Origin of the sequence: Luteipulveratus halotolerans (assembly GCF_001247745.1) — a bacterium.
GTDB classification, from domain to species: domain Bacteria; phylum Actinomycetota; class Actinomycetes; order Actinomycetales; family Dermatophilaceae; genus Luteipulveratus; species Luteipulveratus halotolerans.
The window spans coordinates 3,841,373-3,856,890 of the sequence record NZ_LAIR01000002.1 but is presented as its reverse complement, the minus strand read 5'-3'; the positions used below and the strand labels follow the sequence as shown (position 1 = coordinate 3,856,890).

Annotated in this window: 17 protein-coding genes; 6 read left to right on the top strand and 11 right to left on the bottom strand. The window is 70.5% G+C overall.

Annotated features, from left to right (window positions below; genetic code table 11):
* The first annotated feature begins 5 nt into the window (after positions 1-5).
* Positions 6-1,967 carry a Stk1 family PASTA domain-containing Ser/Thr kinase gene (pknB, locus tag VV01_RS19425; protein WP_231635284.1) on the top strand — a complete coding sequence of 654 codons (1,962 nt, stop codon included), beginning with the start codon at positions 6-8 and terminating at the stop codon, positions 1,965-1,967.
* 90 nt (positions 1,968-2,057) lie between these two features.
* Here pknB and VV01_RS19420 read toward each other — a convergent pair whose 3' ends face one another.
* The 5 genes from VV01_RS19420 to VV01_RS19400 form a co-directional block, all read right to left on the bottom strand.
* The gene (locus VV01_RS19420; protein WP_050671337.1) at positions 2,058-2,267 is read right to left on the bottom strand and encodes a hypothetical protein; all 210 of its coding nucleotides are present in this window, start codon (positions 2,265-2,267) and stop codon (positions 2,058-2,060) included.
* 23 nt (positions 2,268-2,290) lie between these two features.
* Positions 2,291-3,385, bottom strand: coding sequence for a glycosyltransferase (locus VV01_RS19415; RefSeq protein ID WP_071606457.1), 1,095 nt, complete (start codon positions 3,383-3,385; stop codon positions 2,291-2,293).
* Positions 3,386-3,425: 40 nt separating this feature from the next.
* Complete coding sequence (locus tag VV01_RS19410) at positions 3,426-4,160, bottom strand: sortase domain-containing protein (protein WP_157508960.1); 735 nt, start codon at positions 4,158-4,160, stop codon at positions 3,426-3,428.
* Between the two features lie 169 nt (positions 4,161-4,329).
* On the bottom strand, positions 4,330-4,959 hold the full coding sequence (locus VV01_RS19405; RefSeq protein WP_050671335.1) for an aminodeoxychorismate/anthranilate synthase component II: 630 nt from the start codon (positions 4,957-4,959) through the stop codon (positions 4,330-4,332).
* An 8-nt stretch (positions 4,960-4,967) separates the two neighbouring features.
* Positions 4,968-5,705, bottom strand: coding sequence for a DUF881 domain-containing protein (locus VV01_RS19400; protein WP_050671334.1), 738 nt, complete (start codon positions 5,703-5,705; stop codon positions 4,968-4,970).
* 206 nt (positions 5,706-5,911) lie between these two features.
* Here VV01_RS19400 and VV01_RS23525 point away from each other — a divergent pair, with 206 nt between their 5' ends.
* Positions 5,912-6,340 (top strand): cell division protein CrgA, encoded by a 429-nt coding sequence (locus VV01_RS23525; protein ID WP_157508959.1) that lies wholly within the window; start codon positions 5,912-5,914, stop codon positions 6,338-6,340.
* 177 nt (positions 6,341-6,517) lie between these two features.
* Here VV01_RS23525 and VV01_RS19390 read toward each other — a convergent pair whose 3' ends face one another.
* Positions 6,518-7,420: a rhomboid family intramembrane serine protease gene (locus VV01_RS19390; RefSeq protein WP_050671333.1), complete on the bottom strand. Its 903-nt coding sequence runs from the start codon at positions 7,418-7,420 to the stop codon at positions 6,518-6,520.
* A gap of 12 nt (positions 7,421-7,432) precedes the next feature.
* Positions 7,433-7,951, bottom strand: a complete 519-nt coding sequence (locus tag VV01_RS19385; RefSeq protein WP_050671332.1) for a peptidylprolyl isomerase — start codon at positions 7,949-7,951, stop codon at positions 7,433-7,435.
* A gap of 98 nt (positions 7,952-8,049) precedes the next feature.
* On the opposite strand from VV01_RS19385, the gene VV01_RS19380 reads away from it, so the two are divergent.
* The 3 genes from VV01_RS19380 to VV01_RS19370 all read left to right on the top strand — a co-directional run bounded on the left by VV01_RS19380 (position 8,050) and on the right by VV01_RS19370 (position 10,515).
* On the top strand, positions 8,050-8,670 hold the full coding sequence (locus VV01_RS19380; RefSeq protein WP_050671331.1) for a hypothetical protein: 621 nt from the start codon (positions 8,050-8,052) through the stop codon (positions 8,668-8,670).
* A 64-nt stretch (positions 8,671-8,734) separates the two neighbouring features.
* Positions 8,735-9,589 carry a hypothetical protein gene (locus VV01_RS19375; RefSeq protein WP_157508957.1) on the top strand — a complete coding sequence of 285 codons (855 nt, stop codon included), beginning with the start codon at positions 8,735-8,737 and terminating at the stop codon, positions 9,587-9,589.
* 83 nt (positions 9,590-9,672) lie between these two features.
* Entirely contained in the window at positions 9,673-10,515 is an 843-nt protein-coding gene (locus VV01_RS19370; protein WP_050671329.1) for a hypothetical protein, read from the top strand.
* A 484-nt stretch (positions 10,516-10,999) separates the two neighbouring features.
* Here VV01_RS19370 and VV01_RS19365 read toward each other — a convergent pair whose 3' ends face one another.
* Positions 11,000-11,896: a LysR family transcriptional regulator gene (locus tag VV01_RS19365; RefSeq protein ID WP_050671328.1), complete on the bottom strand. Its 897-nt coding sequence runs from the start codon at positions 11,894-11,896 to the stop codon at positions 11,000-11,002.
* A gap of 71 nt (positions 11,897-11,967) precedes the next feature.
* Here VV01_RS19365 and VV01_RS19360 point away from each other — a divergent pair, with 71 nt between their 5' ends.
* Complete coding sequence (locus VV01_RS19360; protein WP_050671327.1) at positions 11,968-12,912, top strand: EamA family transporter; 945 nt, start codon at positions 11,968-11,970, stop codon at positions 12,910-12,912.
* Positions 12,913-12,931: 19 nt separating this feature from the next.
* On the opposite strand, the gene VV01_RS22945 is transcribed toward VV01_RS19360, so the two are convergent.
* From VV01_RS22945 to VV01_RS19345, 3 genes are all read right to left on the bottom strand, one after another.
* Positions 12,932-13,789: a hypothetical protein gene (locus VV01_RS22945; RefSeq protein WP_157508956.1), complete on the bottom strand. Its 858-nt coding sequence runs from the start codon at positions 13,787-13,789 to the stop codon at positions 12,932-12,934.
* An 81-nt stretch (positions 13,790-13,870) separates the two neighbouring features.
* Entirely contained in the window at positions 13,871-14,572 is a 702-nt protein-coding gene (locus VV01_RS22940; protein WP_050671325.1) for a hypothetical protein, read from the bottom strand.
* Entirely contained in the window at positions 14,569-15,471 is a 903-nt protein-coding gene (locus tag VV01_RS19345) for an ABC transporter ATP-binding protein (RefSeq protein ID WP_050671324.1), read from the bottom strand. Before VV01_RS19345 ends, VV01_RS22940 begins: the two co-directional genes overlap by 4 nt.
* Positions 15,472-15,518 lie beyond the last annotated feature (47 nt).

Genomic DNA, 15,518 nt, shown 5'->3' with positions numbered 1-15,518 from the left:
AACCAGTGAGTGACAGTCCCCGGGTGCTCGGCGGCCGCTATGAGGTCGGCGAGCTCATCGGTCGAGGCGGGATGGCCGAGGTGCACCTCGGCCACGACACCCGCCTCGGTCGGCAGGTCGCGATCAAGATGCTGCGGGCCGACCTGGCCCGCGACCAGACGTTCCTGACGCGGTTCCGCCGCGAGGCACAGTCCGCGGCCGGCCTCAACCACCACGCCATCGTCGCGGTCTACGACTCCGGCGAGGACGGCTTCACCGAGACCGGTGGTGCGCGCCTCGACATCCCCTACATCGTCATGGAGTACGTCGACGGCAAGACGCTGCGCGAGATCCTCAACGAGGAAGGTCGCCTGGCTCCCGACGAGGCGGCCCGCATCACGATGGGCATCCTGTCGGCGCTGGAGTACTCCCACGACAAGGGCATCGTCCACCGCGACATCAAGCCCGCCAACGTCATGGTCACCCGCGGCGGCAGCGTCAAGGTGATGGACTTCGGCATCGCCCGCGCCCTCGCCGACGTCGGCGCGACGATGACCTCGGCACAGGCCGTGGTCGGCACGGCGCGCTACCTCTCACCCGAGCAGGCGCAGGGCGAGAAGGTCGACGAGCGCTCCGACCTCTACTCCACCGGGTGTGTGCTCTTCGAGCTGCTCGCGGGCCGTACGCCGTTCGTCGGCGAGCCGGTCAGCCTCGTCTACCAGCACATCCAGGACCAGCCCGCGGCGCCGTCGGCGTACGAACCGTCCGTCCCGGACAACCTCGACGCCGTCACGCTGCACTCGCTGGTCAAGGACCGCGACCACCGCTACCAGTCGGCGGCCGACTTCCGCTCCGACCTGCAGGCTGCCCGCACGGGGTCGCCGATCAGCGAGGGTGCTGCGGCGACCGTCGCGGCTCTGAGCGTCGACCCGACCGAGTCGCAGCGTCGCCGCCCCGAGGCCATGCCGCCGCCTGTGCCGGCGCGCCCCGACCAGACGGCCGACATCGCCCAGCACGCCGAGCGCCCCCGGCGTATGGGCCTGTGGGTCGTGGCCGGCCTGGTCGCACTGCTCGCGATCTTCGGGATCGGCTACGCGTTCAACAGCGGCAGCGACGATCCAGCAGCCGGTACCAAGACGGTGCCCAGCGTGGCGCAGATGCCAGAAGAAGCCGCCAAGAAGGCGCTGTCCGACGTCGGCTTCCAGGTGCGGTCCCAGCCGGGAGCCAACGCCGCGCCGGCGGGCACCGTCTTCGGTCAGATCCCCCTGGGCGGCACGACGGCCGCAGACGGCTCGACCGTCACGATCCAGGTGTCGACGGGCCCGGCCGCCGTCCAGATGCCCGACGTGCGCGGCAAGACCGAGTCCGAGGCCCGCCAGGCACTGCGTGACGCCGGGTTCACCGACGACCAGATCAGCATCGGCGAAGAGCAGGACGACACCCAGTACCTCAAGGGCCAGGTCGCGAGCACGACGCCCGCTCAGGGCACGTCGGTGCAGAAGAGCCAGAGGATCACGCTGCGCATCTCGACCGGCATGATCAAGGTGCCTCAGGGCCTGGACGGCATGGACGCCGGACAGGCTGCGGTGACGCTGTCCAAGCTCGGGCTGAAGTCCGAAGAGGTCCAGCGCGAGGTCAACTGGGAGGGCAACCTCGGCAAGGTGCTCGACCTGTCGCCCAAGGAGGACGAGCTCGTCCCGGTCGGCTCGACCGTCAAGCTGTTCGTCGGGCGGACGCTCAAGGTCAGCCCGGCCCCGACGCAGTCGACGCCGCAGCCCGGCGGCAACCCGGGCAACGGCAACGGCAACGGCAACGGGAATGGCAACGGCAACGGCGGCAACCCGGGCAACGGCAACGGCACCTCGCCCACGCCGTCGACCCAGCCGACGAGCGACCAGCCGTCGTCCACCTCCGCGCCGTCCTCGACGTCGGAGGCGCCCAAGCCGACGCCGAGCGCCAGCACGCCGCCGCCGTTCCCGATCCCCTGATCGGGCCTCGGCACACATGAAGGGCGGTGGTCACCTACGCGAGGTGACCACCGCCCTTCGTCGTACGCCGTGTGCCGGCGCCGCCCGCGATCAGCGGCGGGCGTGCGCGGGACGCCGCAGCGCCGCACGCGGGGCCTCGACGACCGAGGCCGGCATGATGCGCATGAGCGCACCGACCGAGCCGGCGATCGCGAAGGCCGCGAGCAGGACCCAGACCAGGCCCATGGGCGTGAAGGCGAACAGGCCCGCGCCCGCGCCGAGGCCGGTGGCGGCAGGGGGACCGAGAGGGTTGTGGTACATCGGATCTCCTTGGTGTGGTGGGTTTACCAGGTGCTCTTCGTCCGCAGGAGGGCGGCGAAGAAGGCGCGGGCCTGCACGTACTGCAGGGTGATGTCGTACGGCATCTCGATGACGAGGACGCCCGCGAGCAGCATCTGCTTCGGGCCGCGGGCGCTGACGGTGATGACGCGTTCGAGGATGTAGACGACCGTGATCGCGAGCCAGAACGCCGCGATGTTGACGGAGCCGGTCGCGACCGCCAGCACGATCGTGGCGAGGTAGAGCGCGGTGACGACGATGCCGAGGCCGCTCCACCACTGCAGGAACTGGTACTCCGCGGTGTAGCGCGTCAGCCCGTAGTGGTGGTTGTTCTCGATGGCGCCGCGCTTCCAGCGGAACCGCTGCTTGCGCAGGTCCTCCCAGGTCTCCATGACCTCGGTACGCAACGCACACTCGGGCGGGGCGATGATCCGGTAGCCGAGGTGCAGCAGCGCGAACGTCAGCTCGTTGTCCTCGGTGAGCGCCTTGGTGTCGTAGACGTGCGAGACACGGCCGGTGTCCGGGATCCGGCCGGTGGACCGCCCGCGGACGACGTCCTTGAGGCACTGGGCCGTGAAGACCGTCGCCGTGCCGGTGAGCACGAGGGTGCGGCCGCCCTTGCGTGCGACGTCGCGGGCGTAGCGGGCGTACTCGTTGCGCTGGAACATCCCGACGAGCCCGCCGCCCTCCTTACCGAGGAAGACACCACCGACGGCGTGATAGCCCTTGTCGACGTAGCGGAGCGCGTTCTCGAGGAAGGCCGCGTCGAGGGCCGAGTCGGCGTCCATGACCATGACGGTGTCGAGGTCGCGCAGGTGCTGCAGGTGCAGGTCGAGCCACTGGTTGAGGCCGCCGGCCTTCTTGTGCCGGTTGTCGACCGTCTCGAACACCTCGGCGCCGGCGGCGCGTGCGAGCTGGGCGGTGTCGTCGGTGCAGTTGTCCGCGATGACGACGACGCGGTCGGGCTGCACGGTCCGCTCGTGCAGGCTGGCGAGGGTCTCGGCGATGGGTGCGTGCTCCGCACCGGCCGCGTGCCGTCCGACGGCCTCAGTACGCCGTCGGGTGCCCTCGTTGTGGGCAGGGATCAGGATCGTGAGCATGGTGGTCTCCGCGTGACGGGCTCGCCCGAGGCGAGGTGCGTCAGCGCACTCCGATCAGCTGGCCGACCGCGATGTAGTTCTGCACCGCGGGTGTGACGTGAGGCTGCTGGCGGCAGGTGACGAGCAGCAGCCGACCGGCCGTCGAGGCGCCGGGCTTGCCCCACACCTGCGCCATGTAGGGCAGCGCCTCCTTGGAGGGCGCGTGCACCGCGTTGATCCGGTAGACCAGCCAGCGGTCACCGCTCGCCTGGGTGCGGACGTACACCTCGTGCCCGACGAGCTGGTCGCCCTGGACGTAGAGCCGGTTGAACGCCGTGTCGATGTCCTGGGACGAGTGGCCCGCGATGACGGTGAGCGCGCCGGCGGAGGTGCCGGGCTGGGTGAAGTCGGAGCAGCCGAACACGCCCCCGAAGTCAGGTCCGCTGTGCGGTGGGTCGATCACGCGACGGCAGCCGTCGAGCCGCTTCACCGGCGTACTGATCGTGCGCTCGGGGTCGTCGTCGGGGATGTAGATCTGGGTGGCCGGCGACGGCGGGATCGAGGCGGCGGCCTGCTCAGAGGCGCGCGGCGTCGGGCCTGCCACGACGGGGACGACCTCCGGTGCTGCCAGCCGTGGTTCGGGCAGCGACTCGTAGGTGGGGGCCTGCTGGCGCTGGTACGCCCACGCGAGCAGCACGACGAGCACCCCGACGAAGACCGCCGCCATCAGGCGTAGCGGCCACCGACGTGGCGTGTAGGTGCGGCGGGAGGCCCTGCTCTCCAGCGTCTGGCTCACAGCGTTGTCTGTCCTCAGTCCCCGAGTGATGACAGTTCTGAGAGGCGGGTCCCCGTTGTCCCAGCGCTCTCGGCCGAGGACGAGGCTATACAGAGTCTTTACCTAGGTAAAAAAACTGAGAGGGGGTTCTTTCGAAAGAACGACCCCTCAGTAATAAATACTGCGCCCGTCACCCGGCGTGGTGATGAACGAGCGGGGCCAGCCCGCGCGAGCGCTCGACCGCGCCCTCGTCGCCGCAGATCTGCAACCAGGTGGCGAGCATCCGGTGGCCGCCCTGGGTGAGCACGCTCTCGGGGTGGAACTGCACCCCGTGCAGAGGCAGCGTGCGGTGCTGCACGGCCATGATCACGCCGGTGTCGGTGCGACCCGTCACCTCGAGCTCGTCCGGCAGCGACGCCGGCTCGATCGTCAGCGAGTGGTAGCGGGTGGCGGTGAACGGTGACGGCAGCCCCTCGAGCACGCCCGCGCCGTCGTGATGGACCTGCGAGGTCTTGCCGTGCAGCAGCTCGGGCGCTCGGTCGACGACACCGCCGAGCACGACACCGAGCGCCTGGTGGCCGAGGCACACCCCGAGCATCGGCTGCGAGCGCTCGGCGCACGCCTCGATCATCGCCATCGACACCCCGGCCTCCTCGGGTGTGCCAGGCCCGGGAGAGATGAGGACGCCGTCGTACGCCGCCCCCTCCGCCGCGGTCACGGCGTCGTTGCGGACGACGGTGCACTCAGCACCGAGCTGCTGGAGGTAGCCGACGATGGTGAAGACGAAGCTGTCGTAGTTGTCGACGACGAGGATGCGCATGGACGGGCTCACTTCGCAGGTTGGGCGTGACGCAGGTTGAGCGAACCGGAGTACGCGGGGAAGTCGGCGTCGACGGTCTTGGCGTCGTAGGTGACACCGGCGAGGTCGGCCCGCGCCCGGTAGTCCTTGACGTCGAGGTCGTTGTCGAGGCCCTTGACGAGGGTCGCGGGGTCGCCGATCGCCGTGATCGTGAACGGCGGGGAGTAGACGCGGCCCTGCAGGAGCAGGGTGTTGCCGACGCAGCGCACGGCGCTGGTCGAGATGACCCGCTGGTCCATCAGCATCATCGACGTGGCGCCGGAGTGCCACAGCGCGTTGACGACGGCCTGGACGTCCTGCTGGTGCACGACCAACCAGTCGACGTTGCCCTCCTCGGGCAGGTCCTTGACCGTGCGGCGCGAGTCGTCGAGCGTGACCTTGACGCCCTTGCCCTTGACCGGCGTCAGGCCGGCCTGCGGTGCGATCGCGTCGGCACGGCTGGCGGCGGCCCGCAGCTCGCTGCTGCCCGGTGCGTTGCGCTCGGACAGCTGCTCGATCTCGGTACGCAGGCCCTGCGCGTCGTGCTGCTGCCCGAGGACCTTGCGGTTGGCCTCCTCGACGACACCGGCGAGCGAGACCTGCCCCGGCCGCAGGTCGGTGCCCTTGGACACCGACGCGCTGATGCCGAACAGGAGGCCGGCCGCAGCGGCGGCGAGCGGCACGACGTACGCCCAGCGGCTGCGCCGGGCGGGAGGCGTGGTCGCCATGGCAGTCAGGGCTCCGATTCGTGGTGCTCGGGGTCGGGCCGTCGCGGCGTCGGCGCTGCACCGGGTGTGACCACCGCTGCAGCACGGCTTCGCAGGAAGGCCGTGTGAACTACGCTCTAGCCTAACCGCCGACCCCGTGCGCACCCGTGTGCGTCTGCGGATCTGGTCTGGCAGTCACATCGTTCCCACACCGAAGGAGTCAGGGCGTGAGCACGTCCGAGGACCACGACAAGGCCGGCACCGGGACGGGCGCTGACGACGCCGCGTCCACGACCTCGTCGAGCACGCCCGCCGGCAAGGCCAAGGCCGCCAACACGGTCGGCGCGAGCAAGGCCGGTGCGAGCAAGGCCTCGGCGTCGGCCAAGGCCGCCTCCGACAAGGCCGCCGACGACATCGCCAAGGGCAAGGAGCCCCGGACCCGGCGGGGTGACCGCCCCGAGAAGGTCCCGGGTGGCCCGAGCTCGACGCTGTTCAAGGTCGTCATGCTCGGGCTGATGGTCGTCGGTCTGATCTGGATCGTCGCCTTCTACCTCGCGAGCGGCGACGCCCCGATCCCGGGCATCCGCTACGGCAACCTCGCCATCGGCTTCGGCCTGATCATGGCCGGGTTCGTGATGACCACCCGCTGGCGCTGACCGGCGGCGTACGACGAAGGCCCACCTCCTGCGCGGGAGGTGGGCCTTCGTCGTACGCGGTTGTCCACTGCTCGTCCACCGGTCGTCACCACGTTGTCCACATGGTTATCCACAGGCAGTGGATAAACCACACGGGTGTAACTCCCACAGGCGGGGAAAAGCTGTGGATAACTCGGCTCAGCCGCCGAGCATCTGGGGAGACAGGGTGACGGCGTTGTAGCGCAGGATCGCCAGGCCGACGAGCACGACCAGGACGCCGGCGAGCGCGCCCCAGTGGTACTCGCGCCGCTGGCGCCCGAGCGCGGCGATGACGGCCGCGACCGCCGCGCCCGTGATCGCGCCGCCCAGGTGCGCCTGCCAGGCGATCCCGCCGACGAAGAACGGGATGGCGGCGTTGATCGCGATCATCATCAGCATCGGCGTGACCTCACGCCCGAGGTGACGGTTGAGCACCACCACGGCCGCGAACAGCCCGAAGACCGCGCCCGAGGCGCCGACCGTCGGGGTGAACCACCCGCCGGGATAGCTGTCGGCGTCGTGGGGGACCGAGGCGAGCAGCTCGTACCCGACCGAGCCGCCGACCGCCGCCACGAGGTAGAGCGCCACGAACCGGGCGCGCCCGAGGAGCGGCTCGAGGTACTGGCCGCAGATCCACAGGGCGTACATGTTGAACAGGATGTGCATCACCTGCGTGGGCGAGTGCACGAACGCCGCCGTGACGAAGCGCCACGGCTCGTCCTGACCGAGGACGGGCACGAAGGCCAGCTCCTCGGTGACGCGGTCGTCGACGAGCTGGCCGAGGTAGACCAGGACGCACGCGACGATGATCGCGATCGTGACGACCGGCCGTCCCGTCGCGGCCCGTCCGCCGAACACGCTGCGCGCGACCGGTGCGGAGCGCTGCTGCTCCTTGACGCAGTCGACGCAGTGGTAGCCCACCGCTGCCGGACGCTGGCACTCACCGCACGCAGGGCGGCCGCAGCGCTGGCAGGTGGTGTACGACTCGCGGTCCGGGTGTCGAGGACACACCGGTGGTGTCGCAGCGGGCGGTTCGGAGGACGAGCCGGTCGGAGACGACATGAGACTTCTCGGTCAGGCCTGGACGGTGACGCGCTCGATGACCACCGGCTCGACCGGCTTGTCCTGAGCACCCGTACGCACGGCGCCGATCTTATCGACGACCTCACGGCTGGCGGCGTCGGCGACCTCACCGAAGATCGTGTGCTTGCCCTGCAGCCACGGGGTGGCGCCGGTGGTGATGAAGAACTGCGAGCCGTTGGTGCCGCGGCCGCCACGCTTGCCGGCGTTGGCCATGGCCAGGATGTACGGCGAGGCGAAGTTCTTGTCGGGGTGGATCTCGTCGTCGAACTCGTAGCCCGGACCGCCGATGCCGATGCCCTTGGGGCAGCCGCCCTGGATCATGAATCCCGGGATGATGCGGTGGAACGTCAGGCCGTCGTAGAACGGGGTCGGGTTGGTGCGGCCCGCGTCGTCCTTGTACTCCTTCTCACCGGTGGCGAGACCGACGAAGTTGTCCACGGTCTTGGGCGCTTCGTTCGGGAACAGGGTCAGGTTGATGTCCCCGTGATTGGTGTGCAGCGTCGCATTCATGCGGCCAGTGTTTCACGCGCGGGCACCCCTCCTACGGGTGAGCGGAGTCCTACCGTCGGGCGATGTCGCCGAGGTGTACGACGGGCACTCGCGCCGGCATGACGACCACGCTGTCCTTCCTGCCCCGTCCCGCGTCGGGGCGGCTCCGCTCGCTGTGGCGGTCGGTGCACGCACCCGTCCCCGGCGTACCCGCGTGGGCCGTGCGGTCGGCGTACCTCATCCAGCTGGCGGTGCTGCCGAGCTGCGTGTGGCGGATCGTGGCGGTGACCTTCCACGTGCCGCTGATGAACGACACCGGCGCCAGTCGCCAGGAGATGTCGGGCGACCTGCCGTGGTGGTTCCCGATGGAGCTGTACGTGATCGTCCTGTCGCTCGCCACGGAGGTCTTCGCGTTCGCGGCGTACGGGCTGATCGCCCGGTGGGGTGAGGTGTGGCCGCGGTGGGTGCCGGTCCTGCGGGGGCGGCGGGTGCCGATCTCGCGCGCGGCGGGCATGGCGGCGCTGGGGGCGATCGCGCTGACCGTGCTGTGGGGCTGGACGATCGTCACGACGCTGTTCGGCGAGACGATCAACGGTCAGCCCGAGTCGCCCGAGAGCCCGTTCTACGAGTTCGGCTGGCGGTACGTCGTGGCGTTCGCGTCGTACCTGCCGCTCATCGCCTGGGGGCCGCTCCTCGCGGGCTTGACGGTGACATATGTTCGCCGTCGCCGCGCGCACTGACCTCGCGCCGTGGTCCGTCGCGTCGTGGGAGGCTGCCTGCCGATCACCACGACCGAGGACCGTCATGACCACTCCTGTCGCTCACAACACGCACGGCGAGGGCTGGCACCTTCGCCTCAAGCGCCGTCACCTGCCCAAGGTGATCTGCTTCTTCGCCGGGCTCTGCTTCCTGCTGCTCGGCGTGTTCTCGTACAAGGAGGCACTGCAGAACCGGTGGTTCGGCGTGCCGATCGCACTCCTCGGCGTCATTCTCATGGTGCTGCCGTTCGGTGGTCGCCCAGCGCCGATGTCCGCCCGGCAGCACCAGCACGGTCTGCTGATCCCGACCCGACCCCCGAGCCTGCGGCGGGTCATCGCGTACGGCATCTTTGCGGGGCTCATGCTCTCGCTCGCCGCGGTGTCAGTGGCGATGGTGGTCGTGGACGGTGAGTACGGCGCGATCTTCGGCGGCATCGTCCTGCTGCTGATCGGTCTGCTCGCGTCCGCCGCCTGCCTGGGTGGGATCAGGTCTCGTCGCGCACCGGACCAGGGTCTGCTGCTGACTCCGGACGAGGTCGTGCTGCTCCGCCAGGAGCGGATGAGCGTGCCGTGGAGCGACGTGACGGGATTCCGTGATCATTGGAGGCGCTCGGTCGGGCGCGGCGTCTACAACACCGCGGACGACCAGGTCGACAACTGGCTCACCGTCGTACGACGACCCGGCGCTGCCGCAGACGCTCCGCCGGACGTTGCGTCACTGCTCTCCGGAACGTCAGACCCGTCGCTGGACGCAGCGACCGTCGGCATGGACCCCTACCTGGCGCTCGCGATCGCTCGGTTCTACCTGGACCACCCCGAGGCCCGGGCCGAGCTCGGCTCACACGCTGCTGTGAGCCGCAGCGATGCGATCGCCCGGATCACCTCGTCACAGGCCGGCTGACGCGCGGTTGCGGACGCCGCCTGGCCGGGCTCGACCCCGACCAGGCAGTATGGGCAGGAACCCACGACAGGCGAGGAGGACTCATGCCGTTCCGCAAGTCCCGTTCAGATCAGGTGCGCGACAAGGCCGACGACCTCACCTCGGCCGCCGTCGACGTGCTCGACTCCGTCAAGGAGAAGGTGGCCCCTCTCGTCGAGGACGCCGTCGACCGAGCCGCGCCGGCCGCGAAGTCGGCCCTGGACAAGGCCAAGGAGACCGCAGCCCCGGCCGCCGAGCGCGCCAAGGAGGCGGCCCAGCCGGCCGTCGACCAGGCGTCCGCGAAGGCCGACAAGGTGGCGGCCAAGGCTGAGAAGGCCGCCGCCAAGGCCAAGGACAGCGACGCCGCCGACAAGGTTGCCGCGTTCGCCGCTCCGGCCAAGAAGAAGGCTGCCAAGGCCGCGAAGGCCACCGCTCCGGCCCGCGACAAGGTCGCCGCTGCCGCAGCCCCTGCGGTCGAGAAGGCGCAGGACGCCGGTCTCACCCGCGAGCAGGCGCACGCGCTGTTCTCGGACGAGTGGCTGCCGCGCATCCAGCACGCGATCGCCGCTGCCGGCGCCGCGTCGACCGCTGCGGTCGCCAAGCTGCCCGAGCCGGCTCAGGACGCGGTCGCCAAGGTCGCGCCGCAGGTCGTCAAGCGCAAGAAGAAGGGCAAGCTCCTGATCGCGCTCGGTGTGCTCACGCTCGCCGGCGCGGGCGCGCTCTACTACCAGGGCCAGCAGAAGAAGAAGGCCGACCCCTGGCAGCAGGCCACGCCCAACCAGGACCCCACCCCGGTCAACCCGACCCAGGCCAGCACCGCTGACCTCGTCGGCGACACCGAGCGGGCCGCCCAGGCTGAGCTCGCGGGTCCGGGTGGCGCCACCCGGGGTCGCCACTCCGCCGGCTGACCGTCCTTCCCCGTACGCCGACAGGCCCGTCTCCCGCGAGGGAGGCGGGCCTTCGTCGTCTCCCGGCAACTGGTTGAGCGGGGCGGCCTCTCCGCTGGTTGAGCCGGGCGAGCCCCATCCGGGGTCCCTGCGAAGTATCGGAGCGAGGAACGAGCGGAGGACTTCGTGGGGTGGAGGGCGAGCCCGTGTCGAAACCATCGCGACCGCGGACGGACGAGTCTCCCTGCGACTCACCAGGTTTCGACACGCCCCTCGGCTAGCGCCTCGGGTCGGCTCAACCAGCGGGAGGACCGCCGGGTCGGCTCAACCAGCCGGAACTTCCTGGGTCAGGAGGGGGTCTCGTCGCGCAGTGTGCACTGGTTCCAGGTGAGCCAGCCGTGCCAGTGGTTCACCACACGAACCAGGGCACACTCCTCACCGAACCCCTCCTCAACCCGCATCGCAGCCGAGGGCCGAACCCGCCGGTCGACCAGCGGAGGGGCGGCTACTCGTCGATGCGGGAGGCGACGGTGACGAAGGCGGCGAGCACCCGGCGTACCGCGAGACGCTCGGCGCGGTCGGGTCGCAGCACCGCGAACACGTGGCGCCCGGTCGGGATGTCAGCGAGCGGACGCAGCACCAGCGAATCCGTCTGGGGCGTGGTGAATCTCGGCAGCACAGCCACGCGATGGCTCGACGCGACGAGTGCCTCGATGAGGCGGTTGTCGCGCAGACGTTGGCTGATGCGCAGGTCGGCTCGGGTCTTGCGGACGATCGCCTGCAGCACGGCGTCGAACGGGTAGCCGACGAGGACGCCGATCCACTCCTGATCGACGAGATCCGTTGCGGTCACGTGTGATTGGCGTGCAAGCGGGTGGTCGGCGGCCATCGCGATGTCGAGCGGTTCGCGCACCAGACGCTTGGTCACCAGGCCCGCAGTCCCGGCCGGGGCACGGCTCGTCATGCTGTGCGCGATCACGATGTCGTGGTCGATCACCTGCGCCCCGAACTCGACCTCGGCGATGTCGATGTCGTTGCAGCGCACCGTGATCGGCAGGTCGGCGAGCTCGTCGAGAACTCCGGGCAGCAGGAAGGTCGCGGCACTCGGCAGCGCAGCCACCGCCACCGAACCCGTTGCCACACCACGGAACTCGTCCCACTCCGACTGCGCTCGCTCGAGCGCGGTGGCCACGTCACGGCCGGCTCGCGCGAGCACGCGGCCGGCCTCCGTGAGCCGCAACCCACGCCCTGCCGGCTCGACGAGAGGTACGCCGAGCTCACGCTGGGCGGTGCGCAGCTGCTGGGAGACCGCAGACGGCGTACGACGGGTGGCCGTGGCGACGGCCGTCACGCTGCCGCGGTCGTCGAGCTCGCGCAGCAGCTCGAGGTGTCGCGCGTCCATGAAGTAACCCTAAATGGTGTGTGCAGATCTTTTCGCTTGTCCTGCAGAGTCTGGCGCCGGACGCTGGACGCATGCCCACCCGCCACCGCCTGCTCGCGATCGCCGTCGCCGCGATCTGGGGAGTCAACTTCCTCGCCATCCACGCGTCATTGGAGCAGTTCCCTCCGTACTTCCTGGTGGCCCTGCGGTTCGCGCTGATCGCCGTGCCGACGATCCTGCTGGTCCCGCGGCCGGACGTGCCGCTGCGCTGGCTGATCGGCTACGGCCTCGGGTTCGGGACGCTGCAGTTCCTGTTCCTCTACTGGGGCATGGCCAGCGGGATGCCGACCGGGCTGGCGTCACTGGTGCTGCAGGCGTCCGCGCCGTTCACGGTCGTGCTGGGCGCGACGTTCCTGCGCGAGCGCGTGAGTGGGCGGCAGGTGCTCGGCATCCTGATCGCCGTCGCGGGGCTGACTCTCGTCGGCGGCAGCCGGGCCCAGGTCGCCGACATCACACCGTTTCTGCTGACGCTGGCGGGTGCGTTCGGATGGGCGATCGGCAACGTCTGCAGTCGGCAGGCCAAGCCGCAGAACCCACTGCACCTGACCCTGTGGATGTCGGTCGTGCCGCCGCTGCCGATGCTCGCGCTGTCGGTCGCAGTCGAAGGGCCGGACGAGATCGCGGACTCGTTCACCGGCTGGGGTTCGAGCACGGCCGTCTGGGCGCTGGTCGGTCTCGCGTACACCGTCGTGATCGGCACGATCGTGGGATCGGGCGTGTGGACGTGGCTGATGGCGCGTCACCCGGCCGGCGTGGTCGCGCCGTTCTCGATGCTCGTCCCCGTCGTCGGCATGTCGACCGCGTGGCTGGTGCTGGGTGAGTCGGTGAGCGTCGGCGAGCTCGCCGGCGGCGCGGTGGTGATCGCCGGCGTACTCCTGGCGAGCACCACGGCTCGTCGGGTACGCCGACCGCCCATCTCTCCCGAGCCGGCCACCTCCCCGGTCGCACCACCCACGCCCGACCTCGCGCGCCGATAGTGGCCGGAAGGAGGAGCGGTCAGGCGATGTCGCGACGGTAGTACGCCGCCCACCCGGCTCCCACGAGTGCGGCGGCGACCGCGGTCAGCACCACGAGCGGCGTCCACGACATGTCGGCGCCCGGCAGCAGCGGCAGGTGCCGGAACGGCGACACGTCCATGACCGCGTCCGGCACGTCGAGCAGCGGTGCGATCCACACCATGAACAGGCAGACACCGACCGCGGCCCACCCGGCGACCGTCAGGCGCGTACTCAGCCCCACGCCGAGTACGCCGACGCCGATCACCACCCACATCGCCGGCACCTGGGCGAGCGAGGCGCCGACGAGCGGGAGGAAGCGATCGCCGTCGCCGGTGGTGACGAGGTAGCCGAGCCCGATCGTGACGCCTGCGACGAGCATGATCACGACCGCGCCACCGAGCGCCCAGAGCAGGTGCTGCCCGAAGTAGCGCCCGCGCGGTGTGGCGGTCGCGAGGACGAGCTCGCCGCGGAACTCGTTCTCCTCCAACGCAACTCGGTTGATCGCGGTCACGCCATGGATGACCGCGATGACAGCCGCGATCGGCGTGATCGCCCCGAAGTAGGTGTCGATCAGGGCCCCGCCGCCGCCCATCTTCTGCAGGATGTCCTGGCCGTTGGCGTTGTCCTTGAGCAGGTCGAGGATGCCGTCGGCGATCGCGCCGATCGCGAACCCCCACACCGCCATCCCGACCGCCCAGCCCATCAGCGAGCCGCGCTGCAGCCGTGCGGCGAGCGCGCCCATCGAGGCCATCCGACCGCGGGCCGGCCCGAGCCGAGCAGGGAACATCGACGCCGTCAGGTCGCGGCGGTTCTCCAGCGCGAGCGCCACACCGGCGAGCAGGAGCGTCGCCGCCACCGGGAGCGCGACCACCCAGACCCGGTCACCGGCGTACGGGCGCAGCTGCTGGGCCCAGCCGATCGGCGACAGCCACGACAGCTACGACACGGAGGGCGAGCTGTCACCGATGGCACGCACGAGGTACGCCGCGCCGACGACCGCACCGCCGATGCCACGAGCCGCGCGGCTGCTCTCGGTCAGCTGGGCCGCGACCGCCCCGACGCCGGCGAACACCATGACCGTCAGCGTCGTCGCGGCACCGGTCAGCACCGAACCCGTGGCCGGCTCGCCCTGACCGAGCATGCCGAGTGCGGTGAGGACGCCCGCGAGCGCGCCCCAGGCGAGGGCGGTGAGCAGCGCGGCGACCAGCGATGCGTGCCGGCCGAGGACGCCTGAGCGCAGCAGCTCGAGGCGGCCGGACTCCTCCTCGGCGCGGGTGTGGCGGACGACGGCGAGCATGCCGACGATCGCGGCCACCGTGGCGGTGAAGCCGAGCACGCGCCAGGAGGTGAACCCGCCCGGAGTCGACAGGTCGTACGCCGGTCCGTAGATCGCGAGCAGGGACGGGTTGCCGGCGACGTCGGCGGTCGCGCCCGCACGGTCGGCGGCGGTCGGGTAGAGGCTGTCGTACGCGCCCACGGTCGCCAGCGGGAACATCACCAGGACGAGCGCCCAGATCGACCACCACCAGCGGTCGCGGCGCAGCTGGAGGCGCATCAGATGGCGTACGCCGAACGCCGCCCCACCGCTGGTCGAATCACGTGGGCGTGGCTCGTCTTTCACGAGGGAGAGCGTGCTCATGCGGACACGTCCTCGCGGGTCGTGTAGTGCGACAGGAACAGCTCTTCGAGGCTCGGCGGCGTACTGGTCAGCGAGGTCAGCCCCGCCGGGGTCAGCCGCTCCAGGAACCCGCCGACGTGCTCGCCGTCGACATGGGCGGTGAGGTGCGGCCCGTCGACGACCAGGTCGCGTACGCCGGGGAGCCGGTCCAGCCCGTCCGGCACCTGACCGGTGACGGTGGCGCGGACCTGGGTCGAGGTGAGGTGGCGCATCGAGTCGAGCGAGCCGGACTCGACCGTGCGCCCGGCCTTGATGATCGACACGCGATCGCACAGGTGCTCGACCTCGGACAGGATGTGGCTCGACAGCAGCACGGTGCGCCCGCGGTCCTTCTCCTCCTGCACGCACTCGCGAAACACGTTCTCCATCAAAGGATCCAGGCCGCTGGTGGGCTCGTCGAGCAGCAGCAGCTCGACGTCGGAGGCGAGGGCAGCGACGAGGGCGACCTTCTGCCGGTTGCCCTTGGAGTAGGTGCGGCCCTTCTTGCGCGGGTCGAGCTCGAACCGCTCCAGCAGGTCGGCCCGGCGCTGCTCGTCGAGGCCACCGCGCAGCCGGCCGAGCACGTCGATGACCTCGCGGCCGGAGAGGTTGGGCCACAGGTTGACGTCGCCGGGGACGTACGCGAGGCGTCGGTGCAGGGACGCGGCCTCGCTCCACGGGTCGCCGCCGAGGAGTCTCACGGTGCCGGAGTCGTGGCGTAGCAGGCCGAGCAGGACGCGGATGGTCGTGGACTTGCCGGCGCCGTTGGGGCCGAGGAAGCCGTGCACCTCGCCGGTGGCGACCTGCAGGTCGAGGCCGTCGAGGGCGTTCGTCGCGCCGAAGGTCTTGGTGAGGTCGCTGACCTCGATCGCAGTGCTCATGTCCTTGACGCTACTCCGCTTTCACGTTTTTGTGAAAGTTCTGAACA